The 25,988-nt window shown below is 50.2% G+C and carries 24 protein-coding genes; 6 read left to right on the plus strand and 18 right to left on the minus strand.

Annotated features, from left to right (window positions below):
* From CGC65_RS18935 to CGC65_RS19000, 14 genes are all read right to left on the minus strand, one after another.
* Positions 1-447: a hypothetical protein gene (locus tag CGC65_RS18935; protein ID WP_002564959.1), complete on the minus strand. Its 447-nt coding sequence runs from the start codon at positions 445-447 to the stop codon at positions 1-3.
* A 69-nt stretch (positions 448-516) separates the two neighbouring features.
* Positions 517-1,659, minus strand: a complete 1,143-nt coding sequence (locus tag CGC65_RS18940; protein ID WP_002564960.1) for a sulfurtransferase — start codon at positions 1,657-1,659, stop codon at positions 517-519.
* A gap of 349 nt (positions 1,660-2,008) precedes the next feature.
* Positions 2,009-2,920 carry a phosphate acyltransferase gene (locus CGC65_RS18945; RefSeq protein WP_002564961.1) on the minus strand — a complete coding sequence of 304 codons (912 nt, stop codon included), beginning with the start codon at positions 2,918-2,920 and terminating at the stop codon, positions 2,009-2,011.
* A complete protein-coding gene (gene buk, locus CGC65_RS18950; protein ID WP_002564962.1) occupies positions 2,913-4,001 on the minus strand; it encodes a butyrate kinase in 1,089 nt (362 codons plus the stop codon). The genes CGC65_RS18945 and buk overlap by 8 nt, the downstream gene beginning before the upstream one ends.
* A gap of 7 nt (positions 4,002-4,008) precedes the next feature.
* Positions 4,009-4,890, minus strand: coding sequence for a thiamine pyrophosphate-dependent enzyme (locus CGC65_RS18955; RefSeq protein WP_002564963.1), 882 nt, complete (start codon positions 4,888-4,890; stop codon positions 4,009-4,011).
* Positions 4,883-6,082, minus strand: a complete 1,200-nt coding sequence (gene porA / locus CGC65_RS18960) for a 2-ketoisovalerate ferredoxin oxidoreductase subunit alpha (RefSeq protein WP_002564964.1) — start codon at positions 6,080-6,082, stop codon at positions 4,883-4,885. Before porA ends, CGC65_RS18955 begins: the two co-directional genes overlap by 8 nt.
* Positions 6,075-6,362 (minus strand): 4Fe-4S binding protein, encoded by a 288-nt coding sequence (locus tag CGC65_RS18965; RefSeq protein WP_007038244.1) that lies wholly within the window; start codon positions 6,360-6,362, stop codon positions 6,075-6,077. Before CGC65_RS18965 ends, porA begins: the two co-directional genes overlap by 8 nt.
* Positions 6,343-6,891, minus strand: a complete 549-nt coding sequence (locus CGC65_RS18970) for a 2-oxoacid:acceptor oxidoreductase family protein (RefSeq protein WP_002564966.1) — start codon at positions 6,889-6,891, stop codon at positions 6,343-6,345. The genes CGC65_RS18965 and CGC65_RS18970 overlap by 20 nt, the downstream gene beginning before the upstream one ends.
* 19 nt (positions 6,892-6,910) lie before the next feature.
* A complete protein-coding gene (locus CGC65_RS18975; RefSeq protein ID WP_002564967.1) occupies positions 6,911-7,849 on the minus strand; it encodes a ketopantoate reductase family protein in 939 nt (312 codons plus the stop codon).
* A 94-nt stretch (positions 7,850-7,943) separates the two neighbouring features.
* Positions 7,944-8,852 carry a carbon-nitrogen hydrolase family protein gene (locus CGC65_RS18980; protein WP_002564968.1) on the minus strand — a complete coding sequence of 303 codons (909 nt, stop codon included), beginning with the start codon at positions 8,850-8,852 and terminating at the stop codon, positions 7,944-7,946.
* Positions 8,853-8,867: 15 nt separating this feature from the next.
* Positions 8,868-10,064: an MFS transporter gene (locus CGC65_RS18985; protein ID WP_002564969.1), complete on the minus strand. Its 1,197-nt coding sequence runs from the start codon at positions 10,062-10,064 to the stop codon at positions 8,868-8,870.
* 422 nt (positions 10,065-10,486) lie between these two features.
* Positions 10,487-11,251: an IclR family transcriptional regulator gene (locus CGC65_RS18990; protein WP_002564970.1), complete on the minus strand. Its 765-nt coding sequence runs from the start codon at positions 11,249-11,251 to the stop codon at positions 10,487-10,489.
* A 108-nt stretch (positions 11,252-11,359) separates the two neighbouring features.
* Entirely contained in the window at positions 11,360-12,766 is a 1,407-nt protein-coding gene (locus CGC65_RS18995) for an MATE family efflux transporter (RefSeq protein WP_002564971.1), read from the minus strand.
* Between the two features lie 151 nt (positions 12,767-12,917).
* On the minus strand, positions 12,918-13,280 hold the full coding sequence (locus tag CGC65_RS19000; protein WP_007038247.1) for a hypothetical protein: 363 nt from the start codon (positions 13,278-13,280) through the stop codon (positions 12,918-12,920).
* 181 nt (positions 13,281-13,461) lie between these two features.
* Between CGC65_RS19000 and CGC65_RS19005 the strand changes: the two genes are divergently transcribed.
* From CGC65_RS19005 to CGC65_RS19025, 5 genes are all read left to right on the plus strand, one after another.
* Entirely contained in the window at positions 13,462-14,310 is an 849-nt protein-coding gene (locus CGC65_RS19005) for a MerR family transcriptional regulator (RefSeq protein WP_002564972.1), read from the plus strand.
* A 204-nt stretch (positions 14,311-14,514) separates the two neighbouring features.
* Positions 14,515-15,663, plus strand: a complete 1,149-nt coding sequence (locus CGC65_RS19010; protein ID WP_007038249.1) for an ATP-NAD kinase family protein — start codon at positions 14,515-14,517, stop codon at positions 15,661-15,663.
* A 35-nt stretch (positions 15,664-15,698) separates the two neighbouring features.
* A complete protein-coding gene (gcvPA, locus tag CGC65_RS19015; protein ID WP_002564974.1) occupies positions 15,699-17,105 on the plus strand; it encodes an aminomethyl-transferring glycine dehydrogenase subunit GcvPA in 1,407 nt (468 codons plus the stop codon).
* A gap of 16 nt (positions 17,106-17,121) precedes the next feature.
* Positions 17,122-18,714 (plus strand): aminomethyl-transferring glycine dehydrogenase subunit GcvPB, encoded by a 1,593-nt coding sequence (gene gcvPB / locus CGC65_RS19020; protein ID WP_002564975.1) that lies wholly within the window; start codon positions 17,122-17,124, stop codon positions 18,712-18,714.
* A 32-nt stretch (positions 18,715-18,746) separates the two neighbouring features.
* Entirely contained in the window at positions 18,747-20,159 is a 1,413-nt protein-coding gene (locus CGC65_RS19025; RefSeq protein WP_002564976.1) for an MFS transporter, read from the plus strand.
* A 104-nt stretch (positions 20,160-20,263) separates the two neighbouring features.
* Here CGC65_RS19025 and CGC65_RS19030 read toward each other — a convergent pair whose 3' ends face one another.
* Positions 20,264-21,508: an NAD(P)-dependent malic enzyme gene (locus CGC65_RS19030; RefSeq protein WP_002564977.1), complete on the minus strand. Its 1,245-nt coding sequence runs from the start codon at positions 21,506-21,508 to the stop codon at positions 20,264-20,266.
* Positions 21,509-21,541: 33 nt separating this feature from the next.
* A complete protein-coding gene (locus tag CGC65_RS19035; protein WP_002564978.1) occupies positions 21,542-22,984 on the minus strand; it encodes an aspartate ammonia-lyase in 1,443 nt (480 codons plus the stop codon).
* A 143-nt stretch (positions 22,985-23,127) separates the two neighbouring features.
* Here CGC65_RS19035 and CGC65_RS19040 point away from each other — a divergent pair, with 143 nt between their 5' ends.
* Positions 23,128-24,078: a LysR family transcriptional regulator gene (locus tag CGC65_RS19040; protein ID WP_002564979.1), complete on the plus strand. Its 951-nt coding sequence runs from the start codon at positions 23,128-23,130 to the stop codon at positions 24,076-24,078.
* A gap of 32 nt (positions 24,079-24,110) precedes the next feature.
* Here the strand turns inward: CGC65_RS19040 and CGC65_RS19045 are convergent, their stop codons facing one another.
* Positions 24,111-24,977: a class II fructose-bisphosphate aldolase gene (locus CGC65_RS19045; protein WP_002564980.1), complete on the minus strand. Its 867-nt coding sequence runs from the start codon at positions 24,975-24,977 to the stop codon at positions 24,111-24,113.
* A gap of 19 nt (positions 24,978-24,996) precedes the next feature.
* Complete coding sequence (locus CGC65_RS19050) at positions 24,997-25,986, minus strand: sugar phosphate isomerase/epimerase family protein (protein ID WP_002564981.1); 990 nt, start codon at positions 25,984-25,986, stop codon at positions 24,997-24,999.
* Between the last annotated feature and the right edge of the window lie 2 nt (positions 25,987-25,988).

Genomic DNA, 25,988 nt, shown 5'->3' on the forward strand with positions numbered 1-25,988 from the left:
TCATGGAAGGAACAGCGCCCCGCTGCCTTCCTGCCGGCACCCCAGCATTCCAATCCATGTTTTGATACACTGTATCAGAGACACAGCCCCCAATATTGCGCTGATGAAATAATATGCCCGAAATTCATTTATTGAATTCATCCATGTAAATACCGCATATCCAGATGTCAGAAGCACCATACCGGCGCTCATAACCCACAGCGCTTTTGTCAGGTTCCTTCTCCGGCGCAGGAAACAGAGAAGAAGCATGGCGGTCAGGAGGACCATCACAAGCGCGGCCCCTTTTGCCAGCAGTTCCATGGGATATCTGGACTCCCATCCCCTGTTTTTATATACAACATACCGGGCCATTCCCATTTTTGTGCGGGTAAAGAACTGTACGGCCCAGGCCCCTGCCAGGCACAGGATTTCCAGAATTGTCGCAGATATATATGCCACTTTCTTCATTATCATTTTCCCTTTTACATTTAATAAGCGTTGGCTCAATCAAGACGCAACGCTTATTTTTATCAGTCTTTATTTTTTTGCTTTGTCTGTGGACAGCTCACCCACCGTGGTAAACTGGCAGCTGCTTTCCGCGGGATCCCCCACCTGTACCGGAAGAGAATCATCCATCTGCCATTGGTACCACCCTCCGTCATATACGGTCATATTGGTCATTCCGTTTTCATAGCAAATCAGAAACGGAATAGTAGCCCTCCATCCTGTGCCGCAATAAAAGGACAGCTCATTGTCAAGGGAAGCGCCAGATTCCTCCAGATAGCCCTTCAATACATCCAGGCCTGCTGTGGTTCCGTCCTCATTATGATAGGAACCGTCATCCGTATCATGTCCCCATACAGCACCTTCCGGTTCGCCTGCCCTGTCAATATATCCGTATCCGCTTGTTCCGCCCAGGAACTCGTCCCTGCTGCGGATGCTGACCAGCTTAAAGTTATCGTCTCCTGCCAGCTTGTCCTTAACCTCGTCAATGGACAGGATGTATTCAGGATGAACCGGGATATCCGCGCCAAACTCCCTGTCAGAGGGCTGCGGGGTATTAACGGTTTTCTCTGTTCCGTATCCGCTCTTAAGCCAGGCTTCATAACCGCCGTCCAGGCATTTTACATTCTCCACCCCTGCCCATAAAAGGGTAAATGCCACGCGGTCGTCCGCTGAATTCGTGCCCTTATCACTGTAGCAGATAACCGTTGTATCTTTTGTGATTCCGTATTCAGCCATCAGATCCTTTATCTCTTCCGGAGTCCGGATATTCCAGTACTCCTCCGATTCAATATCATCCGTATTCATATGGTAGGCGCCTTTAATGTGGCCTTCCTTATAAGCCGCCGCATCCTGGACTGTACCCCAGGCACATTCCAGAACCATATAATCCTCTGATTCCTCCTGATTGCCGTCCAGAACGCTCTGAACCCAGTCTGGCGACACATAGACCTTCTTCTTTTCAACCGGATCTGCCTTTACCGCAGATGCTTCTGCGGCCGTCCCGCCTGCTTCTGACTTTGCCGCAGCCGTATCAGCGGTTGTCTCAGATGCCTTGCCGGCAGCCGTGCCGGTATCAGACTCATCCGCGGCCCTTGACACATCCGTACCTGAGGAACATCCTGCTGCCAATAATGCGGCGGCGCAAATCGCAATGCCTAACCATCTTCTTTTCATAATCCTTCTCCACTCCCAAATTTATATTGATGTATCTGTTATGCTGCACATTCTATATTACCTTGATAATTATAAAAACACCTGCTTGTTTTGTCCAATCGGTGAAATATATGCATTGAATGTTATGTATAGTTTTTTTCTATATGAGGCCTTATGGCTGTTGTTCTTCTATATTCCTATCTTTGACAGCAAAAGGACTCAATACTACCTGAACACGAAAAACTCCAATGCCGTAAACCGGCTGAATCTATAACAAAATAGCCAGAAGAGGCAGCGTAATTCGCCGTCCCTTCTGACTATTCTACCAACTATTATATTAAAATAATACTCCGATCCCTCATCTGCCGCCTTAATCACAGATTAACTGCATCAGCGCAGCAAGCACTGTATGGTATTTATCGTCCGTGGAGTCTGTCCTGGAGCACATGATAACAGGAATCTTTGTCCCGTTTACAGTTCCCGCGGTCTTAAGTCCCGCAAAGAATGTCAGCGACTTTGTAAACATATTGCCGGCATCCAGATCGGGTACAACCAGAATATCAGCATGTCCTGCCACCTCACTGTCTATGCCCTTTCGCCTGGCCGCATCCTCGGATACCGCATTATCCAGGGCCAGGGGACCATCAATAATACATTCTTTAATCTGGCCTCTCTTGTTTGCCATGGTAAGCATGGCTGCATGGACCGAACTCTCTATTTTGGGGTTGACTACCTCCATCGGAGCCAGCACAGCTACCTTGGGGCAGTCTATTCCCGCCTTTTTTGCAAGAGCTGCTGCATTTTTTATTATCTTTATCTTGTCATCATAATCCGGCGCAATATTGATTGCACAATCTGTCAATATCATGAACCTGCCCTGCCACTCAAACAAGGTCGACTGGCTTATCAGGGCATTGGCAGGAACAAATCCTCTTTCCTTATTTAGGATTGCTCTCATAAATGATGCTGTGCTGATAATTCCCTTCATAGGGATATCTGCTTTCTTTTGCACTACCATGTCACATGCATAGGCTGCAATTGCCTCATCCCCATCCATATCCGCAAACGTAAAATCCATATTCTGCCCTGTATATCCCATGTCCTTAAGCAGGCGCTCCGTCTCAGCCTGATGTCCAATAAGGACAGCCTTTGACAATCCTCTTTCACAGGCCTTTGCAACAGCTTCCAGCACATGACTGTCGTGGCTGCCCGCAACAGCGATTGTAATTCTGCGCCCGCTTAAGCGTACTGCACTCTCAATATCCTTAAAACTGTTAAACATGTTCTCCCCCCTGCTCCATAATAAGCAACGGCTGTTTTTTGCACAGTACCTCATAGGCATTTTCCGCCAGGGACTGCATCTCGTACTCGCCCGGATATCTTACAATAGGTGCGATAAATCCCACCCTTTCTTCTATGAATCCGGTCAGGCGTTCGGAATGAGCCATACCTCCTGTCAGGATGACTGCATCTACCTGTCCCGCAAGGACTGCTGCGCACGCGCCGATTTCCTTGGATACCTGGTAGGCCATTGCGTCCAGGACCATGGCGCATGATTCATCTCCTGACTCTGCCCGCCTTTCAACGGTAAGGGTGTCGCTCTCCCCCACATATGCCAGCATACCTCCTTCACCATTAACCCGGCGCATCATCTGCTTCTGTGTATATTTTCCGCTGAAGCATTCTGAAATCAGGCTTCCTACAGGCAGCCCACCGCTTCGGTTGGTGGAAAACGGCCCATCGCCCGCCAGTCCATTGTTGGCATCAACCATTTTCCCCCTTTTATGGGCTGCTACAGAAATCCCTCCGCCCATATGGACCACAATCAGGTTCAGAGAGCCGTAATCCCTTCCGGTTTCCTTTGCATAGTGTCTGGCAGCTCCTTTGTGGTTCAGTGCGTGGAAACTGCTTCTCCTCTCTATTTCTGGTAAACCCGAATATCTTGCCAAAGGTTCAAATTCATCTGTAACAGGCGTGTTGGCTGTCATGGGCCTGGCCCCATATCGGGCCAGGCGGCTAGCCAGGACAAGGCCCAGGTCACATGCGTGGTTGCCATACACCTCACTGGCCGATTCCTCAAGCATGACCTGATTAATCAAATAGGTCCCGCCTGTCAGCGGCCTTGTGTGTCCGCCCCTGGATACCACAGCTGCCAGCTTTCCTTTGTCTATGCCGTTCTCATCCAGGAATTTCTCTATCGCATCCATACGCATGTCGGCCTGTTTCCATATGGAGTCATACTGTTTCAGTTCCTCTGACAGGTGGGCAAGGTTCGCCTTAACCATGCAGGTATCATTGATATAATACGCCACTTTGGTTGAGGATGAACCAAGATTGATTACTAAAATCTCATATCTCTCCATAGGCACCTCAAGCATTCATATCATCCAGCCGTTTTATCAAACGCCTGAAATGGTTCTCTGTATTTGCGGACATCAGGGCCTTTTCATCCTCTGTCATGTTTTTAAAACGCCCCTGCAGGGAAATGTACTCCTCTATGGGTTTCAGTTCCTTTGGCCTGTAATTAACCGTTGTCCTGCCGTCTTCATATTCGTACAAAGCCCAACATCCTGTCTGAACCGCCTTTCTTGCCACCTCCACTGTTTTGGAAGAAGCGTAACGCCATCCTGTTGGGCACGGCGCATGGACATGGACAAGAGACGGCCCTTGTGTATCCTTTGCCTTCTGTACTTTTCTCCTTAAATCAGTCAGGTTGCTGATACTGGCAGTGGCTGCATAGGGAATATCATGGGCCATGGCAATACCCACAAGGTCTTTTCTGACTGTGCGCTTGCCCGCGGGTGTAGTTGTGGTGCTGGCAAACATGGGAGTGGAACTGCTGCCCTGGATTCCTGTGTTCATATACGCCTCATTGTCATAGCAGATGTAGAGGATTTTATCCCTGCGTTCCATAGCACCTGACAGAGCCTGGATTCCTATATCCACAGTGGCGCCATCCCCGGCAAACCCGATTACCGTGGTATGGTCATTACCCTGGGCAAGAAGTGATGCCTTAACCCCTGCTGCCGTGGAGGCCACATTTTCAAGGTTGCACTGATAACCAGCCACCTTTACAGATGTCTCAATGCCGCACCCGGAAAAAAGAGCCGCGCATCCGGGCGGAATGATCAATATGATATCATCCCCCACAACTGAGAGAACATTCCGCATCACTATCTCCAGGCCGCATCCCGCACACGTGCTGATACCGTGGGAGACAGCCCCCTTTGATTCATGTTCCAGTTTATACATGCTGCACCTCCCTTAACTGCATGGCATCATCCCTCACATCTATCCACTGTGTGTATGTACCGGTACTGCCTTTGCTTATATCTATCATTTGACTGTATAGCCTGTGCAGTGTCATGTCTGAGACATCCCGTCCCCCCAGTCCCCCAATGAAGCTGACAATCTGGGACTGCTGCGTGCACAGGGCGCTCCTGATTTCATTGTACAGCGGGCCTCCCTGGCTTCCCAGGCCGCTGCTTCTGTCAAATACCCCGATTACCTTTTTACCGGCAAGGTACTTACCAATCAGCTCTGTGGGGAATGGACGAAATACGGACAATTTTAAAAGACCGGCCTTCTCCCCTCTGTCACGCAGCTCATCTACCACACATTTTGCGGTTCCGCACATGGAACCAAGGGCTACCAGCACCACCTCTGCATCGTCCAGCCTGTAAGGCTCGGCAATGGAAAGTTTCCTGCCAAATTTATGTTCAAATTCATCCATGGCATCTTCCATTACACTAACAGAATCCAGCATTGCTACCTTTTGCTGGAATTTCATTTCCGTATACTCGTCCGAGGTTGTCAAATCACAGATAAACATGGGGTCTGACGGATTCAAGTACAGATTTTTGGGAGTGTACTCACCAATATAAGCATCCACCTCATTCTGATCCGGCACATCGATCTTCTGCATGGAATGGGATAGGAAAAATCCATCCAGGCAGACCATCACCGGAAGAAGGACCCTGCTGTCTTCTGCAACCTTATAAGCCATCAGCATAAAGTCCAGTACCTCCTGGCAGTTCTGACAGTAAACCTGCATCCATCCAAGGTCACGCTGGCTCATGGTGTCGCCGTGCTCACACCAGAGTGACCATGGGGATGCCACTGCCCGGTTCACCACAGGCATCACAATTGGCTGGCGGTTGCCCGAGGCCATGGTCAAAACCTCATGCATAAGGGCCAGGCCGTTGGATGCGGTTGCGGTCGCAGCGCGTACCCCGGCCATCTGGGCTGCCACGGTGGCAGACATGGCAGAGTGTTCTGACTCCACGCGGATATACTGTGCGTCAAGGGTCCCGTCCGCCACCAGGTCACTGAGTTTTTCAGAAATGGAACTCTGGGGTGTAATCGGATATGCCGCGATAACCTTTACTTTGGCCAGTTTCATGGCTTCCACCGCCGCATAATTCCCATCCAGCATTTTATACATTCTCCCCGCCTCCTTCCTCTACCATGGCAATACAATCCTTAGGACATTCATTGGCACAGACGCCGCATCCCTTACAATAGTCAAAATCTATCCTCACACATTCCTCTGCATCTTTATCTATGGTTATGATGTCTGACGGACAGTACCGTTCACATGTCCCGCATTTAATGCAGGAAGTGTAATCCACAACCGGGCGCTCCAGTCTCCACGACCCTGTCTTTCCGGCCGCAAATACAGTTGCAACCGGCCCCATCAGATGTTCAGCATTCCGTTTTTTCATATGCTTCTCTTGCTGCCTTAGCATTCTTTTCCCCCGCTTTCTTCCCAAATGTATCCATAATTGCATGTTCAATTGCATCAATACCCACAATTCCGGTCTTTGCAAGGGCGCCCAGCATGGAACCGTTAGGTATGCCCATTCCTATGTTGGTCTGCGCAATCCCGGTTCCGTCCGTATGGTAAACCTTTGCAAACCCCAGGGCAGAGTACCGCTCCACATCGGATTTCTTATGAGTGTTGAGAACAAGAATACTGTCACGGTGTATGCCGGCAGCTATATCAACTCCCTTATCAATCACAGAAGCATCCATCACAACCACAACATCCGGCTCATACACAAAGCAGTTCTGCATCACAGGCTTGTCATCTGCAATAATACTTGTGTTGACAGGAGCTCCCCTCCTCTCATGACCATAGGCTGGTATTGTAATTGCAAAGTTCCCCTCGTACAGGGAATATGCCTCGGAAAACATCTTTGCCGCGGTGACAACCCCCTGTCCTCCAAGTCCGAAGAATTTAAGTTTAATCATTTCTTTCCTCCCCAAAAGCTTACAAGCATATTTTGTTGTAATTACATTCAATGACCCTGACCAGAGCATAAACACATTCCAGCTTTGGTGTTTTAAGTCCATGCTTCTTCCCGATTTGTACCGCCCGGCCGCAGACCGCCTCAATTTCCGTGTTCCGTTTCAGAATACGGTCCTGCAGCATAGAGGTTTTATGGTCACCTGACATCTCAGGATCAAACACACTCTCAATAATCCCATGTACATGGGACTCACTGGCATTGATTCCTTCCGCCTTTGCCACCATAACAACCTCGGACGAGATGTCAAATAAAAGCTGCCGGCTTTCAGACAGGCTTCCCACACCGCCTACCGTCAGTCCGGTGATGGCCGTTGTCGTATTAAGGGCCGCGTTAAACGCCACCTTTTCCCATATATCAATGAGGACATCATCAGAGAGCATGGCATTGTGTCCCACTGCACACAGCAACCCCACCAGACGGGCCGCTTTCTCCCTGGCGCCTTCATCCAGTGCCATCATCTTCGTGACACCGCTCCCCTTTAATTCCACCCGGCCTGGTTTTAAAAGATCGCTGGCATAATTGGTCACACCTGCAATTACCGGATTATTGCCCGTGGCTTCTCTAATCGCCTCAATATTACCCAGGCCATTCTGAAGGGTCAGTACTGCTGTATCCCTGCCTATTATGGGAACAGCTTTCGTAATTGCGTCCATGGTATACATGGATTTTGTAAAAATGACCACCACATCTGATACAGGCATCCTGCTTATATCTGACACGGCATTTACTTCCAGTGTCCGTTCCCCGCCAACTCCGTCTTCCACCACAAGGCCGTTGGCATTCATCTGATTCACATGCTCCTGCCACACATCGTACAGCCATACCTGGGCACCGGCTTCGGCAAAAGCCACACCAAACCTGCAGCCCATTGCACCGGCCCCTATTATTGATATAACCATTCCAGCACCATCCTTTTATACGGGAGACGGTACGCCCCCTCGCGCCCCGCCTCCATTTGATTTATCCGTATCTGCTCTGTTCTGACAGAAACCGCTATTTTTTCAGGAATCCTGTCTCTGTAACCTTGTCAAACCACCTCGCATACAGGTCCGGACGCCAGTCCGGGTTCTCCCATATGCCATTCAGGAAGGATTTCTTCACAATAGAAAGATCAATAGTAGCCTTTGCAATGGTTCCCTCATCTGCGCCTTCCTCCTCAAAAGGAGTTCCTGCATAATAGAAAATATGGGGAGGCTTGCTTCCTGGGCCGATGATGCTGGACCCACCCATGAAATAAGTCGTTACATCCTTTCCGTACATATTAGAGGATACGATGAACATATCGTTGGTATGGGCATGGTATTCCAGGGAGCAGTTACCCGTGTATCCGCCTGCACCGCCGGACTCAGATGTTCCGATGGCAGTACAGTTGATGAACAGCCGGGCACCCATGGCCCTTGCATATCTGGTAATCTCCGGATAAGCGTATGTATCATAGCAGATCCCCACTCCAATGGTCCCCCATGGCGAGTCAAAGAGCATGGGTGTATCCCCCCGTACCGCCCAGTTCTGCTCTGCAAAGGGAAGATGTATCTTCCGGCAGCATCCGATTACCCCGTCAGGCCCGCAGACAGCCGCTGCATTGTAAACCTTGGACGTATCCTGTGCATCCCTCTCAGCCAGCCCGTATACAACATATATCCCGTACTTTTTCGTAAGTTCACAGACAGCGTCCGTGGATGGCCCGGGAACTGTCTGGGCAAGCCTGCGGTGCATCTTCTCCTCTAAGAGTTTACCTGTTTCATCGTCATATCCGGTCAGTGCTGTCTCTGGAAATACAATCAGGTCGCATCCCTGTTTTGCCTGTGCCTCAATATGTTCCAGCATCCGTTTCAGGTTATCTTCACTGTCTCCCCAGACAGGGTCAAAATTAACCGCCGCTATGGTTATGATATCCTTCATCTTTAAAATCCTCCTCTATTTTAAGTCTTTGTTACATAGTGCAGCTGCCGCTCCAACCAGTGCGATAGGAACCATGACATAGAAACTGGTGCTCCATCCAAAGCTGTCCAGCAGTGTCCCAAAAATCATGGTACTTAAAAATGCTCCCAGCCACTGCGCCGTATTCAGGACCGCAGACGCAGAACTGCCCTGGTTTGCCTTAACCACTTCAGTTACGGATGTGAAACATAATCCGGCCTCTGCCATGGCGACAATACCGTACAATACTAAAAGAATTATGAAGTTTGAACTGTTAAACATGGGAATGGTCCCTATCAGGACAGCAAACAGAATCATGGTTATAGCCAGAGGTTTCTTCCTGGAGCCCCACTTATCCGCAATCATGCCGCCCACAATTCCTACCGGTATGCCAATCAGGCTGGCCACGCTTGTAAGCGTTCCTGCCAGTGTGGCGCTGATGCCGCCCACCTCGGTAAGATACGTAGGAAGATAATTGAACACGCCCATATGTGTAATCATGTAAGCAAAAAATGTAATACAGACCAGCCATACCCCCTTATTGGCAAGCACATCTCCAAGGGTGGCTCCCACACTGCTTTCCTGTGCAGCCGCGCCGTCGGCCCCATCGTCAATCCCCTTGATGAAAATAACCCACAGCACCATGCCCACTGCCCCAAACCCTGCACTGAACCACCAGAAGTTTCTCCATGTACCTGAGGCGGCCATGACCGGCGCAAGGTTCAGCGCAATAATCTGCCCGAATGACATGAAGCACATCAGCAGTCCCATTGCAGTTCCGCGCTTTTCGTCTGAAAATGACGATGCCACTGCGGCCGGACCAATGGTCGCAAGAAACATGAGCCCGATACCTTCCACCATCCTGCTGACAAGCAGCAGGGTGTAATTACCTGCAACAGCACCCATGGAAGAACCAATGATGATGGCTGCAAGAGAAAACAGCCCTGTTTTAAATGTTCCGTACTTGGTTGTCAGCATTCCCATCGGTATGGAAAGGAATATGCCAGATATAACAAATATGGACATCAGCATGCCTGAAAGCGTGCTGTTAGCAATTGCCAGATCAGATACAATGTTTGTCAATACCGGCGCAACCTTGTTCATACAGATGGAACCTGCAACCATTGATATCAGCATTACGACAAGAACCATACCTGGTGACCGCTTACGTGAATCAGCTGCATTTGTACCCATGAAAAATCCTCCTCATATTGTAATGACAGCCTATTACCTTTCCTCAGGTGTAGGCTAATCCGTGGCCGGCATATGCCCTGCCACACCCCCATTTACTTTCATCAGCCTGTTACTGTATGATTCAACTGAACCTTCTCCCTCCTTTCGTATTCATGTTTTGTCCGGACATTACCTGGTGTTGCCAGACAGTAATCACTGTGCTGATTTATCTAAAATGCATACCTGCATTCTATTCCCTTATTTAATGTAAAAGAAACATTCTTACCCGTTTTTGTTTCTTTATACGAAACGTCATTTCTTATAAAGAACTATCTTTACTATACAACCGATATACGCAAATGTCAATAAACAATCAAAAAAAATGCGCTGTTTTGTGAAAAACAGTGCATTCCCCAAATAAACCATATTCTCTTCTATACCGGCTACGCCAGTTCAGCCGATATCTGCCTTGCTGTCTCCTTTATCTCCCTGATGAATTCGTCCTGTCTGGCATACATCTTGTCCCTGAACCCGGAAATACTCACAGCAGCAACAACCTTCCCCTTAAAATTTACCACCGGAGCGGCAAAGCATACCAGGCCTTCCTCACTCTCCTCCTTATCACAAGCATATCCCTGCTGCCTTATCCTATCAAGTTCCTCCCGCAGCTCCTTTTCGTCCTTAATTGTATATCGGGTCATCTGGCTGAACTCCGTATTCTTAATATAACTCTCAATCTGGGCTTCATCGCAAAAAGCAAGCTGGGCTTTCCCGGTTCCTGTCAGATGGGCTTTCCTGGTCATACCTACTGAGGATTCCATCCAGATTGAGGAATCCCCCCGGACCTTATCAAAAAACTGGACCTTCGTATCATCCACCAGGACTGCCAGGTGGGTCGTCTCCTTTGTCCTTGCTGATAAATCCACCAGATAAGGATGTGCAATCCCTGTAATCTCCATCCTGCTGGTTACAATGGAACCAATGGTAGCCAGGCGGTAACCAAGCCTGTACCGGTTATTCTCTGTTTTTGTTACCATCTTATGCTTTTCAAGGGTATTCAACATCCTAAAAATACTGCTCTTCCCATAATCCGTCATGGACACCATATCAGCCAGGCTAAGCTCTTCATGGTCACAGAGCAGTTCAATTAATGACAGCGAATTGTCTACTGACTGTAATATATACTGATTCACGTTCGTATTCTGCATCTTATTTCTCCAACTGCTATTGTTATAATAAGTATATTATAGCAAACCATGGCTGTAACTTCTAGCCCGCAGACATGTTTTTTTATCCCCCCTGGCGGCAGTTAAGAATTACTTACCATAGGAACTGCTTCCGCCTTCCGCACCTTCCCTTAAGGCTCCGTCCTCCCTCTGCATCCTTCTAAAAATACGGGCCAGCATAATAACAGATGCAATGGAAAGCACCAGCTCCGCCACCAGCTGGGCATAGGAAAGACCGTACAGCGGGAACAGGAGGTTTAACAGGTACAGGGCCGGAATCTCCAGCACGATTTTACGCAGTATGGCAAAGCTCAGTGCTGCCTTTCCCATGCCCACTGCCTGAAATACCCCTACTGCCAGAAAATCCATGCACAGGAACGGAAGTCCCAGGCAGAACCCCCGGAGGAACCTTGTGCCGTAAGCCACAATCGCTTCATTGTCCATAAACGCCCTTGTAAGTAAGCCCGCCCCGGCAAAATACCCCAGGGATACCACCACCAGAAACGGCAGCAGGGTCTTGATGGTAAAGAATATGGTTTCCTTCATTCTCCTGTGGTTGCCGCTGGCATAGTTGTAGCTGATAAGGGGCATGATTCCCTGGGAAAAGCCCATGGCTACCTGCAGGGGAACCATGTTGATTTTCTGGGTAATGCCCATGGCAGCCACTGCCTGGGCGCCGTAGGAGGATGTAAAATTGTTCAGTATGGTCATACCTGTCACATTCAGAAGATTCTGGATTGCCGCCGGTATACCCACGGCGCACACTCCCAGCACAATGTACTTCTGAAGCGAAAACTTCTCTGGATTGATACAGACAAAGGTTGTTTTCCTTCTAACCCGGAGCAGCACAAAAAAATAGACACAGGCAACACAGTTGGAAAGAAACGTGGCAAGGCCGGCTCCCGCCGCTCCCATATCAAACCCCCACGGCAGAATAAAGATAGGATCCAAAATGATATTCAACAGACAGCCGCTCATGGTTCCGATGCTGGCATGAAGGGATGAACCTTCAGCTCGGACCATGTATGCCATTACCACATTCAGGATAGCCGGAGCAGCTCCAAAGAGCACAGTCCATTTCAGATATCCGGCCGTTGCATCCATTGTGTTGGCATCCGCCCCCAGAAGAATCAGCAGAGGATTCAGGCCAACCGTGCACAGAACTGAAAAAAGAAGGCCGAAAAACAGGGCGCAGTAAAACCCGAACGCGCTGCTGCGCCGGACCGACTCATAATCGCGGCGCCCCAATGCCCGGCTCATCATGCTGGAGCTTCCCACGCCGAACAGGTTGTTGACCGCATTGAAGGCCAGGAGTACAGGCGCCGCCAGCGTCACCGCGGCATTCTGCACAGGGTTGTTCATCATCCCCACAAAGTATGTATCCGCCAGGTTGTAAATCACCATGACCAGCGAGCTCAGGATAGTGGGTACTGCCAGCTGCATCACGGCCTTTGGAACTGGTGTCTTTTCGAATAAAATGGTCTTGTCATCCATCATATGTAAATTGCCTCCTTGCCCCGCACAGACAGACTGTGCAGGCTTCTTTTGATTCTACCACGGGAAGGATTACAAAACAAGCTCTTCATCTCCCTTCAAACCGGTCCTGGCAATGCGGCAAGACCGCCGCCTTCGCCCTCCGGGGAAATTTTCAACACAAAATTCCAACGCAAAAGGCGGGTCCGGCCACTGCCGGTACCCGCCCTCCTGTTTTATCGGTTGATAGGACGCCAATTCCGCCTTCCGTCCTCAAATCCCACTCTGTATCCTTCGTTAAAACCTGCGCGGTAAGCCTGGCGCCTCTCGCCTGCACACGGGTCCCATACCGGCCACCAGTTATTATCCCAGTCATTCTGGTTGGAGCCCCAGCACCTGCAGCATCTGCAGCACCGGCAGCATCTGCAGTTGCCACCGCAGCCATTACCGCAGTTACCACCGCAGTTATTACCGCAATTATTGCCACAATTACAACATCTACAACACCTACAGCAGCATCTATTACAACACATATCAAAACCTCCTCTAATAAATATGATTATGGTATATTGTATGGGACAGGTGGACAATGTGTTACTCTTTCCAAGGGCTTTTCCTTTTTGTGTACTTGCTGTGTAAATATTTACAAACCCCTTTCAATGGACTATACTTATTTTGGAACATCGTGGGTAACATCTTATGAAACGGGGGAAGGGGTCGTGTCTGAAATCAAGGATAAGTATTCCGTGGGGGAAGCTGCCAGACTGAGCAATGTGAGCACAAAAACACTGCGGTATTACGATGAAATTCAGCTTATCATACCTGATATTGATGAGAACAATAATTACCGTTATTATACAAAAGACCAGATTCAGGATATTATCACCACAAAAAAATTAAAGAATGCAGGCTTGAAATTAAATGAAATCCGGGATTACCTGCAAAAGAACCAGAGACAGGATAAGGTCAAATTGCTCAACCGAAAGATTGAGGACTGCTCCAGGGAGCTTACGCGCCTGCGCAAAAGCATACTGCGCCTCAGCGATTTCCGCGACCGCCTGTCAGACCAGTTTTATGATAATCTGTCCTCCACTGCCGGACAGGTGAAACGTGAAATCTATTCTCCCGGACTCATTGCCTTTTCCAATCATTACAGCAGCGCCTATGTCAGCAACCTCTTTCTGGAGTATGAAATAGAGCTGGAAAATTATATGGACACGCGCCACCTGGAGATTGCCGGTAAACTGACCGCATTCTTTTATGACCATTTCAGCCACCAGTTTTTTGATATTCCCACCCACTTTCAGATTTTTTATCCTATTAAAGAAACCCAGATCAGAGACAGCCAAATCAAGGTCATGCCGGAATATCCGTGTCTCACCACCATACACCTTGGCAGCTATAAGGAAATCATGGAGGCCTACCACCGGACTCTGGCCTATGCAAAGAAAAACGGAATCATATTGACAGGCCAGTCTTTTGAAAGCTATTTCATCGGACCCAATCTGATTAAAAACGCAGATGAGTTTGTCACAAAAATTCACATGGTCATCTGCCAAAATCCATAGCGCTTTGTTTTTCTGCAACCTTCCCCTTAAGAGGAAGGTTTTTCTTTTTCAATTCGGTTTTATTTCAAAATATTTCTTGACAATCCCTTATAGAGCATACCTTATAATGACATTAGTTAATTTTTAAACATATTATCAGATTATTAATCCATAAAGAAAGGAGATTACTTAAATCATCAGCAGCGGATTAAGTACATAAATAATATGAAAAAAATAGGATTTATCGTAAATCCTGTGGCTGGTATCGGAGGAAAAGTAGGATTAAAGGGTTCGGACGGAACACAGACCCTGAAAAAAGCCCTGGAGCTTGGCGCTGTTCCTGAAGCAGGCGCAAAGGCTCTGGGCACCATGAAGCTTTTAAAGCCAATGGAACAACAGCTGGAAATCCATACCTGCCCAGGCAATATGGGTGAGGACATCTGCAAACAGGCCGGGTTAAACTACCGCTTAGCTGAGGGGACCAAAGCCTGGAGCCAGTGCTCCCCCTCTTCCCGGAACACTACCCCCAAAGACACCATGGACGCTGCCGGGATGCTCTGCAATGAAGGAGTGGACCTGATTCTGTTTGCCGGCGGCGACGGAACCGCGCGCAACATCCTGGATGCAGTGGGAACCTCTATTCCGGTCCTGGGCATCCCGGCGGGATGTAAGATACATTCTGCAGTCTATGCCCGCACCCCCAGGGCAGCCGGCGAACTGATGCTCCGGTATGCAGAGGGCAGGGTCATGGAATACAGGGAAGCAGAAGTCATGGATATTGACGAAAATCTGTTCCGCCAGGGCATCTGCGACGCCAGGCTGTACGGATACCTGAAGGTCCCCAATGAAAAGAAATTTGTCCAGAATTTAAAAAGCGGCAGGGGCTGCTCAGAGGACGCGTCCATCCAGTCCATGTGCATGTACGTCAGCCGGCTCATAGAACAGGAGCCGGAATATCTCTACATTGTGGGTACCGGATCCACCACGGCCCGGCTGATGAATTATATGGGTAAGCCCAACACCCTGTTAGGGGTGGATCTCCTTTTCCAGGGCCAGGTCATAGGCTCAGACTGCACGGAGCAGGATATCCTGGCAGCGCTTAAGAAGTATCCCAGGGCTAAAATCATAGTCACTGTGATCGGAGGACAGGGATATATTTTCGGCAGGGGAAACCAGCAGATCTCCGCCGAAGTCATACGCAGGGTGGGGACGAAAAACATCATGGTCATTGCCTCCAGGGACAAAATCTTTTCTCTGGGCGGAAACCCTCTTCTGATTGACACGGGCGACGAGGAGGTAAACCGCATGCTCACCGGTTATATCCCGGTCACCACCGGGTACAAGGACGTAATCATGGCAAACGTAATTTATTAAATCCACAAATAAAATCAAAAATCAGGAGGTAAGAAATGGACAGCAAAAAAACAGTATACCCCTACATCCCTAACTCCGCGCCGGATGTACAGGCTGAGATGATGGCTGAGGTGGGAATCAGTGATGTAATGGAGCTCTACGAAGAAATACCGGAGGCCATCCGCTACCAGGGTGCTTTAAATCTGCCGGAGGCCATTCCGGATGAACAGGGAATCAAACGCCATATCGAAGGCATCCTGTCAAAAAACAAAAACTGCAATGAATTCTCCAACTTCATGGGAGCCGGCTGCGCCCAGCACTATGTGCCGGCTGTCTGCGATGAAATTGCATCCAGGGGAGAGCTTCTGACCACTTACGGAGCCGAGACATGGGCCGACCATGGAAAATACCAGATATTCTTTGAATACCAGAGCCTGATGGCAGAGCTGTTAGACATGTCCTTCCTGACCGTCCCATGCCACTGCGGCGGTCAGGCATCAGCCACAGGCCTTCGCATGGCCTGCCGTATCACCGGAAGGAACAAGGTCCTCCTTCCCCATACCATGAACCGTCAGAACCTGGCTCTGGTGCGCAATTACCTGAAAATGATAGATGCGGACCAGGAAATTAAGATTGAACTGATAGCCTGCCGCAGCGATACCGGAATGCTGGACCTGGAAGACCTTAAATCCAGGCTGGACCAGGATACGGCAGCTGTCTACATTGAAAATCCAACCTTTCTGGGCATCATCGAAACCCAGGGTGAGGAAATCGGGAAGCTGGCAAAGGCTGCGGGAGCCGAATTCATCGTGTATACGGACCCCATTTCCCTGGGCGTGCTGGAGGCTCCTGCCAACTACGGCGCTACCATCTGTGTGGGCGACCTTCACGGACTGGGCCTTCATCTGAACTTTGGCGGCGGCCAGGCAGGTTTTATTGCCAGCCATGACGATATGCGCTATATCACGGAATTCAAGGAGCTGGTGGACGGAATGGTGGAGACCACGGTACCCGGGGAACAGGGCTATTCGGTTGTGCTCATCGAGCGCACCCACTATGCCATGAGGGAAAACGGAAAAGAATTTACCGGAACCCAGAACAATCTGTGGACCGCGCCCGTGGCTGTTTACCTGTCCCTCATGGGCCCGAAAGGCATGGAGGAAATCGGCCATACCATTATGACCAACGCAAAATACGCAGCCAAAAAACTGGCTGGGATTCCCGGCGTATCACTCCGGTTTCCATCTGTGTTCTTCAAGGAATTTGTGGTGAATTTCGATAAAACCGGCAAAACAGTGGAGGAAATCAATCAGCTGCTGCTCTCCCGCCAGATTTTTGGCGGCGTGGACCTGTCCCGGGATTATCCAGAACTTGGTCAGAGCGCTCTGTACTGTGTGACCGAGACTGCAGACAAAGAATCCATAGACCGGCTGGCTGGTGCGTTGCAGGCTATATTAAATTAAGGGAGGACATTAGAATATGAAACGAGATTACAGCAAACATTTACGCAGGTTCCATGAAGCAAAATGGGACGAAGAGCTGATTTTTGATTTGTCCGTTCCCGGACAGAGAGGTGTCAATGTAACAAAGCCAAGTCCACAGATAACAGAAGAAGTGGGCGACGGCGCCGACGACATTCCTCCCTGCATGAGAAGAAAGACACCCCCGTTCCTGCCTGAGGTACACCAGGCCAGGGTCAACCGCCACTATCTGCGTCTGACCCAGGAAATTCTGGGCAACGACATTACCCCTGATCTGGGCGAAGGAACCTGTACCATCAAATACAGCCCCAAGGTGCAGGAGCATATTGCCAATACCCATCCCAACATCATCGACGTACACCCGCTGCAGGATGCATCCACCATCCAGGGCATCCTGGAAATATACAAAAAAACAGAAGAAATGATTTGTGAAATTTCCGGTATGGACGCTGCCTGCTGTCACATGGGCGGAGGCGCCGCTGCCTGCTTTGCCGGAGCCAGCGTGATTCGTGCTTATCATGAGGCAAAGGGCAATACCCAGAAGGATGAAATCATCACCACCATATTCTCTCACCCCTGTGACGCAGGCGCCCCTGCCACCGCAGGTTACAAGGTGATCACCCTGATGAGCGACCCGGAGACAGGCATGCCCTCCCTGGAAGCCTTCCGGAGCGCCTTGTCAGAGCGCACTGCCGCCATCTTTATCACCAATCCGGAGGATACAGGCATCTTCAATCCCCAGATTAAGGAAATCGTGGATGCTGCCCACGAAGCAGGCGCCCTCTGCTACTATGACCAGGCCAATGTAAACGGCATCATGACCATTACCCGTGCAAAGGAAATCGGAGCTGATTTAATCCACTACAATCTGCACAAAACCTTCTCCTCCCCTCACGGCGGCATGGGACCCGGCGTTGGTGCTCTCTGTGTCAGGGAACCGTTAAAGGCATTTCTGCCCGTACCCCGGGTGGAATACGACGGCAAACAGTATTATATGGACTGCAATTGCCCTGAAAGCATTGGAAAGGTCCGCATGTTCATGGGAAATGCCAACGTAATCCTCCGCGTTTACATGTGGATCCGCCAGTTAGGAGCCGACGGCCTGCGGGAAGCCGCTGTGTGCGCTGTTCTCAACAATCAGTATATGATGAAAAAGGTGGGACAGATTAAAGGCGTTAAGATATTCTATGCCGAGGGGAAACGCCGGATTGAACAATGCCGTTACAGCTGGCAGCCCTTAAAAGAGGACACCGGCTTTGGAACCGTGGATGTGACCAAGCGTCTGGTGGATTTCGGCATGCAGCATTACTGGCAGTCCCACCATCCGTGGATTGTGCCTGAGCCATTTACGCTGGAGCCTACGGAGTCATTTTCCAAGGATGATTTGGATGAATTCGCGGCCATCCTCAAAGAGATATCCAGGGAATGTTATGAGGAGCCGGAGACAATAAGGAGCGCTCCCCATAACGCTCCCATCCATAACACCCTGTTGGATGAAGTCATGGATTTTGATAAAATAGCAGTTACATACAGGCAGCTTCGCAAACGCATGGAAGCCGGCACAATCAGCAAGGATATTCTCGGCCAGTAGCAGGTAAAAGCAAATAAGAGGAGGAAACAAGAATGGAGCACAAAGATAACTATGACCGACTATTGCCCATGCCGGTAAAACTGGGTTTTGGTATTGCCAACTTAGGCGACACAGTCATCACTGAGTTTGTAGGAGCATTTTTCATCTTCTTTCTGACAAATATCGCAGGCGTGCGGCCTGCCCTGGCCGGTACCATTGTCTTTCTGGGAGTTATGTGGGATGCCATCAGCGATCCCATCATAGGAACCATGTCAGACCGGTGCACACTGGAAGCCGGGCGCAGACGTCCGTTCCTGCTGATATCCACCGTGCCCCTGATCCTGCTGACTACCATGATGTTCACAAAAGTGAACTTTTCAGCTAATTTAAAGTTTGTATATTTCGTTGTTGTGTCTGTGTTTTACTGGACCGCTTACACCCTGTTCAATATTCCCTACCTGTCACTGGGTTCTGAGCTGACCACCAACAACGATGAAAAGACCCGCGCGTCCTCCATACGCCAGGTATTCGGCACCTGCGGCCTGTTCTTTGCCAACGCCCTGCCCATGATACTGGTGAGCCTGTTTAAGGGCCAGGGAATCAGCGAGGAACGTGCCTGGACGTTTGCAGCCCTCACACTGGGCGCCATAGCAGGTACTGCCATCTTTATCACATGGCGCGCCACCAGGGGATGGGAAATCAAATATCCGCCCCAGAGCAAGGATGAGCCCATTTTCAAGAGTCTGGGCAAGGTGCTGACGTATAAGCCTTACATTTTGGTGATTGTGGCCTCCTTCCTCTTCTATTTTGCATTCAACACCTGCAATGCCAGCGTTATTTACAATACCATCGTGGTGGTGGGCGCAACTGAGGCAGATACGGCTGTTGTGTATCTGGCAGGCACCATTGTGGGAGTTATCCTGTCCGTACTCATCGGAAAGCTGGCTGTTGTGTTTGATAAAAAATGGGTCTTTATCACCTTCATGGCCATTGCGGGCTTTGCCCTGGTGATATTCAAATTTGTGGGCTTCCACAGCATCACGGACCAGGTTATCCAGTTCTGTATGGCGCACTTTGCCATTATAGGCTTCCTGGTGCTCAGCTATAACCTGCTCTACGACGTATGTGAGGTTTATGAGTTTAAGACAGGGGAGATGCTCACCGGGGTCATGATTTCCTACTTCTCATTTTTCATCAAGCTGGGCAAGGCAACCGCGCTCCAGGCAGTGGGAATCCTTCTGGACCTGGGCGGCTACGACGCGTCGCTCACCATACAGCCGGACAGCGCCAAAGCCGCTGTCACCAATATGGCTTCCATCATCCCCGGATGCCTGATGCTTCTGTGCGCGCTGGTTGTTTGTTTCTATCCCATAAACAGAGTCCGCTTCCGCGCCATGCAGAACGCCAGAAAACTTAAGGATGAGGGGAAAGCTTACTCAACAAGTGAATTCGACCGTATTCTGTAGTGTCTGACAGGTTTTGCAAAGATGAATCTCTACCCATAAGAAATTCTACCCATAAAAAATGGCAGAAAAAGGGACGGAAAATATCCGCCCCTTTTTAGTATGTTCTATTCCCGGCCCTGCTTTACCTCCCCGGCCGCCTTCACTGCCGCAGGCTTCACCGCATCCCACTTCGCCGCATCCCTCTTCGCCGCATCCCTCTTAACCGCTGCCCTTTTCACCGCCTCAGCCACTGCCTTAGCCACACGTTCATCAAAAGCAGAAGGAATGATATACTCCTCCCCCAGTTCTTCACCGCTGACCAGGCCCGCAATCCCGTAAGCTGCCGCCAGCTTCATGCCGCAGGTGATGTCCCTGGCCCGGCAGTCCAGGGCTCCGCGGAATAATCCTGGAAATACAAGCACATTGTTAATCTGGTTGGGGCAGTCGCTCCTCCCGGTAGCCATGACGCGGGCTCCGGCTTCCTTTGCTTCCTCATACATAATTTCAGGCACTGGATTTGCCATGGCAAACACTATGGCATCTTTTTTCATGGTTCTTACCATGTCCTTTGATACCACGCCTGCTGCCGAGACACCGATAAAAACATCCGCGCCGGCAATGACATCCTCAAGCCGCCCCTTTTCCTTCCTTACGTTGGTCATCAGGGAAAGCTTTTCTTTATGTCCATCCATCTTTTCGCGGCCGGGACACAGCGCCCCGTGCTCATCGCAGACAATCAGGTCCTTGACCCCTGCACCAAGCAGCATCTCAGTGATAGCCGTGCCGGCGCTTCCCGGCCCGTTTACAATGACCTTAATCCCATCCATCTGCTTTCCTGTCAGCTTGAGGGCATTGATCAGGGCGGCCGTGGCCACAATGGCGGTGCCGTGCTGGTCATCATGGAAAACAGGAATATCCAGCTCACGCTCCAGCCGCTGCTCAATTTCAAAACAGCGGGGCGCGCTTATATCCTCCAGATTGATGCCTCCGAATGTGGGGGCGATCCGCTTTACAGTCTCTATTATTTCCTCTGTGTCCCTGGTATCCAGACAGATGGGGACCGCGTCCACGCCGCCGAATTTTTTAAAGAGGACGGCTTTTCCCTCCATGACCGGCATGGCGGCCTCCGGGCCGATATCTCCCAGTCCCAGCACAGCGGTTCCGTCCGTCACCACGGCCACCAGGTTGCCTTTTGCCGTATAGGTGTATGCCTCGCTCTTGTCCTCCTTAATTTTCAGACAGGGGGCAGCCACCCCCGGTGTATATGCTGTGCTCAGCTCATCCCTTGTGGTTAAAGGAATCTTGCTTGCCATCTCCAGTTTGCCGTGATTTTCCCGGTGCATTTTTAAAGCCGCCTCTGCATAATCCATATCCCGTGCCTCCCCGCGTCATTTTGTTCCGTACTATTTTTCATCTATATTATTCTTCATCAGCAGCTCTTTACCCGATATTCCGGGCTCAGTCATCCGCACCGGATCCAGGATATGGTCCAGCTCCTCCTCATCCAGCAGTCCCTCCTGGAGAATTATGCTTCTCACAGACGTACCGGTCTGAAGGGCCTTCTTGGAAATATCCGCCGCCTTCTCATATCCCACATGGGGAGAAAGGGCCGTAATGACTCCAATGCTGTTTTCCACCAGGGAGCGGCATCTCTCCTCATTGGCCGTGATGCCGGATACGCAGTTGTCCACAAATGTCCTGACCGCATAGGCCAGAGTGTCGATGGACTGGAACATACAGTAGAAAATAATGGGCTCAAAGGCATTCAGCTCCAGCTGTCCAGCTTCCGCCGCCATGGTGATGGTCAGGTCATTTCCAATGATGTTAAAGGCAACCTGGTTTACCACCTCCGGTATGACGGGATTGACCTTGCCCGGCATGATAGAAGATCCGTTCTGCCTAACCGGAAGATTGATTTCATTAAAGCCTGCTTTTGGTCCTGAGGACATCAGTCTGAGGTCGTTGGCAATCTTGGACAGCGTCACCGCACAGGCCTTGATTGCGCCCGATACAGCCACAAAGGGATCCAGATTCTGGGTGGCGTCAATCAGGTCAAAGGCCTGCACAAACTCCATGTTGGACACTTCCGCAAGATTGGGAACGATTCTTCTCAGATAGGCTTCATCCGCATTGATTCCTGTCCCAATGGCAGTGCCGCCCATATTTAAGGTGCACATCTCCTCCATGGCCTTGTCCATACGGCGGATATCCCGCATGACAGCTACCGAGTACGCCTTGAATTCCTGCCCCAGACGGATGGGCACAGCGTCCTGCATCTGGGTGCGCCCCATCTTGATCACATGGTCAAATTCCTCCGCCTTATGGCTAAACTCCCTGTGAAGGCGCATAAGCTCTGATTTCAGGTTTTTTAACAGCCGCAGGGAAGTCATCTTGCCGGCCGTGGGAATCACATCATTGGTGGACTGTCCGCAGTTCACATGGTCGTTGGGGCTGACTATAAAGTAATCACCCTTCTGGCCGCCCAGAATCTCGATGGCGCGGTTGGCAATCACCTCGTTGGCATTCATGTTCAGGGATGTGCCAGCCCCGCCCTGAATGGGGTCAACAATAAAGTCCTCATGGAACCTGCCTTCCAGAATCTCGTCGCATGCCTGTACAATTGCCTCCGCCGTCTTTTTTTCCAGCAGCCCGATTTCGCAGTTGGTGATTGCCGCCGCCTTTTTTATGTATGCAAGACTGTTGATGATTTCCGGGTGCATATTCAGACCAGTAATCTGGAAATTCTCTGCCGCGCGCATGGATTGAACCCCATAGTATACATTTTCCGGCACATCCTTTGCGCCCACTGAATCCATTTCCACCCTGTAATCTTTTCTTCCGTCCATTTTAACGAAACCTCCCATATACGAATGATATAATATCAAGTTGATGTTATTATAAGGCTGGGTTATAATATAATCCAATACATATGGTTCTATATTGATTATAACTTTGAAAGTATACTTTTTGGAAAATAAAGGGGGATGTTATGTTTCAGGGAATGGAATACATCTACACGGTCTATCAGGAAAAAAGCTTTTCCAAAGCAGCCAGGAAGCTGTTCATATCACAGCCCTCCTTAAGCGCCACCGTAAAAAGAGTTGAGGAACACATAGGCTATCCTATTTTTGACAGAAGTACAAAGCCCCTGACCCTCACTGAGTTCGGCAAACGGTATATCAGCTCTGTGGAACAAATCATCTCCGTAGAACATGAATTCAGCAGCTTCATGAATGACTGGGGCGGATTAAAAACAGGAAAACTGGTTCTGGGCGGCAGCAGTCTTTTTTCATCATGGGTGCTTCCTCCTCTGATTGGCAGCTTTACACGGCAGTTTCCCATGGTAAAGGTGGAATTGATGGAAGAAAATACATCGGAACTCAAATTACTGCTGCAAAACGGCGGAATCGACCTTATGATTGATAACTGCCAGTTGGACAAGACTGCCTTTGACAGCCGTGTCTACCGAACGGAATACCTGCTTCTGGCAGTGCCGGCAGCCCTTGACGTAAACAGGGAAGCAGCCCGGTACCAGATTCCTCTTGAAATGATTCATGACGCTTCCTTCCTGGACAGCAGCATTGCGCCTGTTCCCCTGGAGCGGTTCAGCGGGGAGCCTTATATCATGCTTAAGCCGGATAATGATACCAGAAAACGGGCGGTGAAAATCCTGGCCGGCCATAACATTACCCCTGACATCCGGTTTGAACTGGACCAGCAGCTTACATCCTACAACATCACCTGTTCCGGAATGGGCATATCCTTCATCAGCGATACTCTGATTAAACAGGTCCCCTTCCACCCCGGCGTGGTGTACTATAAGCTGGACGGCAGCCTCTGCCAGAGGAATCTGTATTTTTACTGGAAAAACGGACGGTATTTCAGCCGGGCCATGGAGGAATTCCTCAATATAGCAAAAGGGGATGCAAAACCAGCGTAAGCCGGTACTGCATCCCTCTTTATTTCATATTATTATCTTCCGCTCCCCTGCCCCGCAGAGCCGAACAGCCTCATCTTTTCCATCACGGACCGTTTCACCGCCTCTATCTCAGGCAGTATCATATCCGTAAGTCCTATTCCTTCCCTGTATCCGCTGCCTGCGGCCCTGGCCCCGGCCTGGTTGATATCTGTAAAAATATTGACCTTGCTGATTCCCCGTTCAACCGCTGTCCTGAAATCAGAGTCAGACAGACCGGATCCGCCGTGAAGGACCAGAGGTGTGGAAATGGTTTCTGCAATTTCCGAAATCCGGTCAAAATCCAGCTTAGGCGGAAGCTTATAGGCTCCATGGGCCGTGCCCACGGCAATGGCCAGTGCATCTGCCCCGGTCCGGTCAATGAAGTCCCGCGCCTGGACCGGATCCGTGTAAAACTGCGACGGTTCGGCCCCAGGGCCGCTTCCTTCAGCGCTTCCTCCTTCATTATCCCCTACATGGCCCAGCTCCGCCTCAATGGAAGCACCAAAGGAATGAGCTGTTTCAGCCATCTTTTTTACATGCTCCATATTGTCCCCGTAGTCCATAGTGGAACAGTCGTACATAATGGAGCTGAATCCCAGTTCCAGAGCCAGCCTGCATGTCTCCTCCCTCAGGCCGTGATCCAAATGCACCACCACCGGAACCGACGCCCTCTCTGCCATGGGAATCAGAAGGTTTGCCAGGTCCTCTAAGGGACCATAGGGCAGCAGTACCTCTGCTGTTCCGATGATAACAGGGGAATCCAGTTCCTCGGCAGCCTCCATCACGCCTCTGGCCAGCTCCAGGTTGACCGTGTTAAACAGTCCCACCGCATACTTCCCCTTCCTGGCGGGAACCAATACATCATTTAAGTTTACCAGCATTGTCCTTTACCTGTCCTTCTTACTTTGTCTTTAATGCGTCGTCAAAGGCAATATCTGACGGTGAGAAATTGATCTTCTTCGTAAACGCGCACGCCTCTGTACCCCCGAAAATACGGTCCATGCCGCTGTCCTCCCATTCAATGGAAAGAGGCCCTTCATAGCCCTTCACATTCAGTATCCGGATGATTTTATCAAAATCCACATCCCCGTGGCCCGGCGATACAAAGTTCCACCCCCGTCTTGGATCTCCGAAGGTGATATGGGAGCCCAGGATTCCATTTCTTCCGTTCAGGTTCACGGCCGCATCCTTGATATGTACATGATATACCCTGGAGGCAAAATCATAGAGGAACATGGCCGGGTCCATTCCCTGCCAAATCAGATGGCTGGGGTCAAAATTAATACCCAGTGTCTCGCGGTATTCAAACACTTCCAGCAGTTTCTGCGTGCTGTAATAGTCAAAGGCGATTTCCGTCGGATGGACCTCCAGGGCAAACTTCACGCCGCACTGGTCAAACACATCGAAGATAGGGGTCCACAGCTCCTTAATCTGTTTAAATCCCTCCTCTACCATTTCCTCTGTGGTCTGGGGGAATGAATACCACATCTTCCAGATAGGTGAACCCATGAAGCCGGTCACCACCTTGACTCCCATGGCCTTCGCGGCCATGGCAGCGTATTTTAACTGCTGTATGCCCCATGCCCTGATTTCCTCCGGCTTGCCCGCCAGTTCTGGGGGCGCGAACCCGTCCAGACGCGGGTCCCACACATCGCCCACACACTGGCCCGGCAGGTGGGCGCCGATAGCCCAGCATCCAAGTCCGTATTTTTCCAGAGTGCCCTTCAGGTTCTTTACATACTCCGGATCCTCCGCTGCCTTCTGCAAATCAATCTGGCCCCAGGAGGCAATCTCCAGTCCGTCGTATCCCATGTCCTTTGCTGTCCTGCACATCTCCTCCAAACCCAAATCAGCCCACTGTCCTGTAAAAATCGTTACCGGTCTTGCCATAA

The sequence above is a fragment of the Enterocloster bolteae genome, assembly GCF_002234575.2.
GTDB lineage: Bacteria > Bacillota > Clostridia > Lachnospirales > Lachnospiraceae > Enterocloster > Enterocloster bolteae.

Excerpts from the sequence above, each read along its gene's own strand:
- CGC65_RS19010 (WP_007038249.1), top strand. The coding sequence starts at position 14,515 with ATGAAAAAAATAGGATTTATCGTAAATCCTGTGGCTGGTATCGGAGGA.
- buk (WP_002564962.1), bottom strand. The coding sequence starts at position 4,001 with ATGGAGAGATATGAGATTTTAGTAATCAATCTTGGTTCATCCTCAACC.
- CGC65_RS18995 (WP_002564971.1), bottom strand. The coding sequence starts at position 12,766 with ATGATGGATGACAAGACCATTTTATTCGAAAAGACACCAGTTCCAAAG.
- gcvPA (WP_002564974.1), top strand. The coding sequence starts at position 15,699 with ATGGACAGCAAAAAAACAGTATACCCCTACATCCCTAACTCCGCGCCG.
- CGC65_RS19040 (WP_002564979.1), top strand. The coding sequence starts at position 23,128 with ATGTTTCAGGGAATGGAATACATCTACACGGTCTATCAGGAAAAAAGC.
- CGC65_RS18955 (WP_002564963.1), bottom strand. The coding sequence starts at position 4,890 with ATGTATAAACTGGAACATGAATCAAAGGGGGCTGTCTCCCACGGTATC.
- CGC65_RS18975 (WP_002564967.1), bottom strand. The coding sequence starts at position 7,849 with ATGGTTATATCAATAATAGGGGCCGGTGCAATGGGCTGCAGGTTTGGT.
- CGC65_RS19030 (WP_002564977.1), bottom strand. The coding sequence starts at position 21,508 with ATGGATTATGCAGAGGCGGCTTTAAAAATGCACCGGGAAAATCACGGC.
- gcvPB (WP_002564975.1), top strand. The coding sequence starts at position 17,122 with ATGAAACGAGATTACAGCAAACATTTACGCAGGTTCCATGAAGCAAAA.
- CGC65_RS18945 (WP_002564961.1), bottom strand. The coding sequence starts at position 2,920 with ATGTTTAACAGTTTTAAGGATATTGAGAGTGCAGTACGCTTAAGCGGG.
- CGC65_RS19035 (WP_002564978.1), bottom strand. The coding sequence starts at position 22,984 with ATGGACGGAAGAAAAGATTACAGGGTGGAAATGGATTCAGTGGGCGCA.
- CGC65_RS19050 (WP_002564981.1), bottom strand. The coding sequence starts at position 25,986 with ATGGCAAGACCGGTAACGATTTTTACAGGACAGTGGGCTGATTTGGGT.
- CGC65_RS18990 (WP_002564970.1), bottom strand. The coding sequence starts at position 11,251 with ATGCAGAATACGAACGTGAATCAGTATATATTACAGTCAGTAGACAAT.
- CGC65_RS18940 (WP_002564960.1), bottom strand. The coding sequence starts at position 1,659 with ATGAAAAGAAGATGGTTAGGCATTGCGATTTGCGCCGCCGCATTATTG.
- CGC65_RS18980 (WP_002564968.1), bottom strand. The coding sequence starts at position 8,852 with ATGAAGGATATCATAACCATAGCGGCGGTTAATTTTGACCCTGTCTGG.
- porA (WP_002564964.1), bottom strand. The coding sequence starts at position 6,082 with ATGTATAAAATGCTGGATGGGAATTATGCGGCGGTGGAAGCCATGAAA.
- CGC65_RS19045 (WP_002564980.1), bottom strand. The coding sequence starts at position 24,977 with ATGCTGGTAAACTTAAATGATGTATTGGTTCCCGCCAGGAAGGGGAAG.
- CGC65_RS19025 (WP_002564976.1), top strand. The coding sequence starts at position 18,747 with ATGGAGCACAAAGATAACTATGACCGACTATTGCCCATGCCGGTAAAA.
- CGC65_RS18965 (WP_007038244.1), bottom strand. The coding sequence starts at position 6,362 with ATGAAAAAACGGAATGCTGAACATCTGATGGGGCCGGTTGCAACTGTA.
- CGC65_RS18970 (WP_002564966.1), bottom strand. The coding sequence starts at position 6,891 with ATGATTAAACTTAAATTCTTCGGACTTGGAGGACAGGGGGTTGTCACC.
- CGC65_RS18935 (WP_002564959.1), bottom strand. The coding sequence starts at position 447 with ATGAAGAAAGTGGCATATATATCTGCGACAATTCTGGAAATCCTGTGC.
- CGC65_RS18985 (WP_002564969.1), bottom strand. The coding sequence starts at position 10,064 with ATGGGTACAAATGCAGCTGATTCACGTAAGCGGTCACCAGGTATGGTT.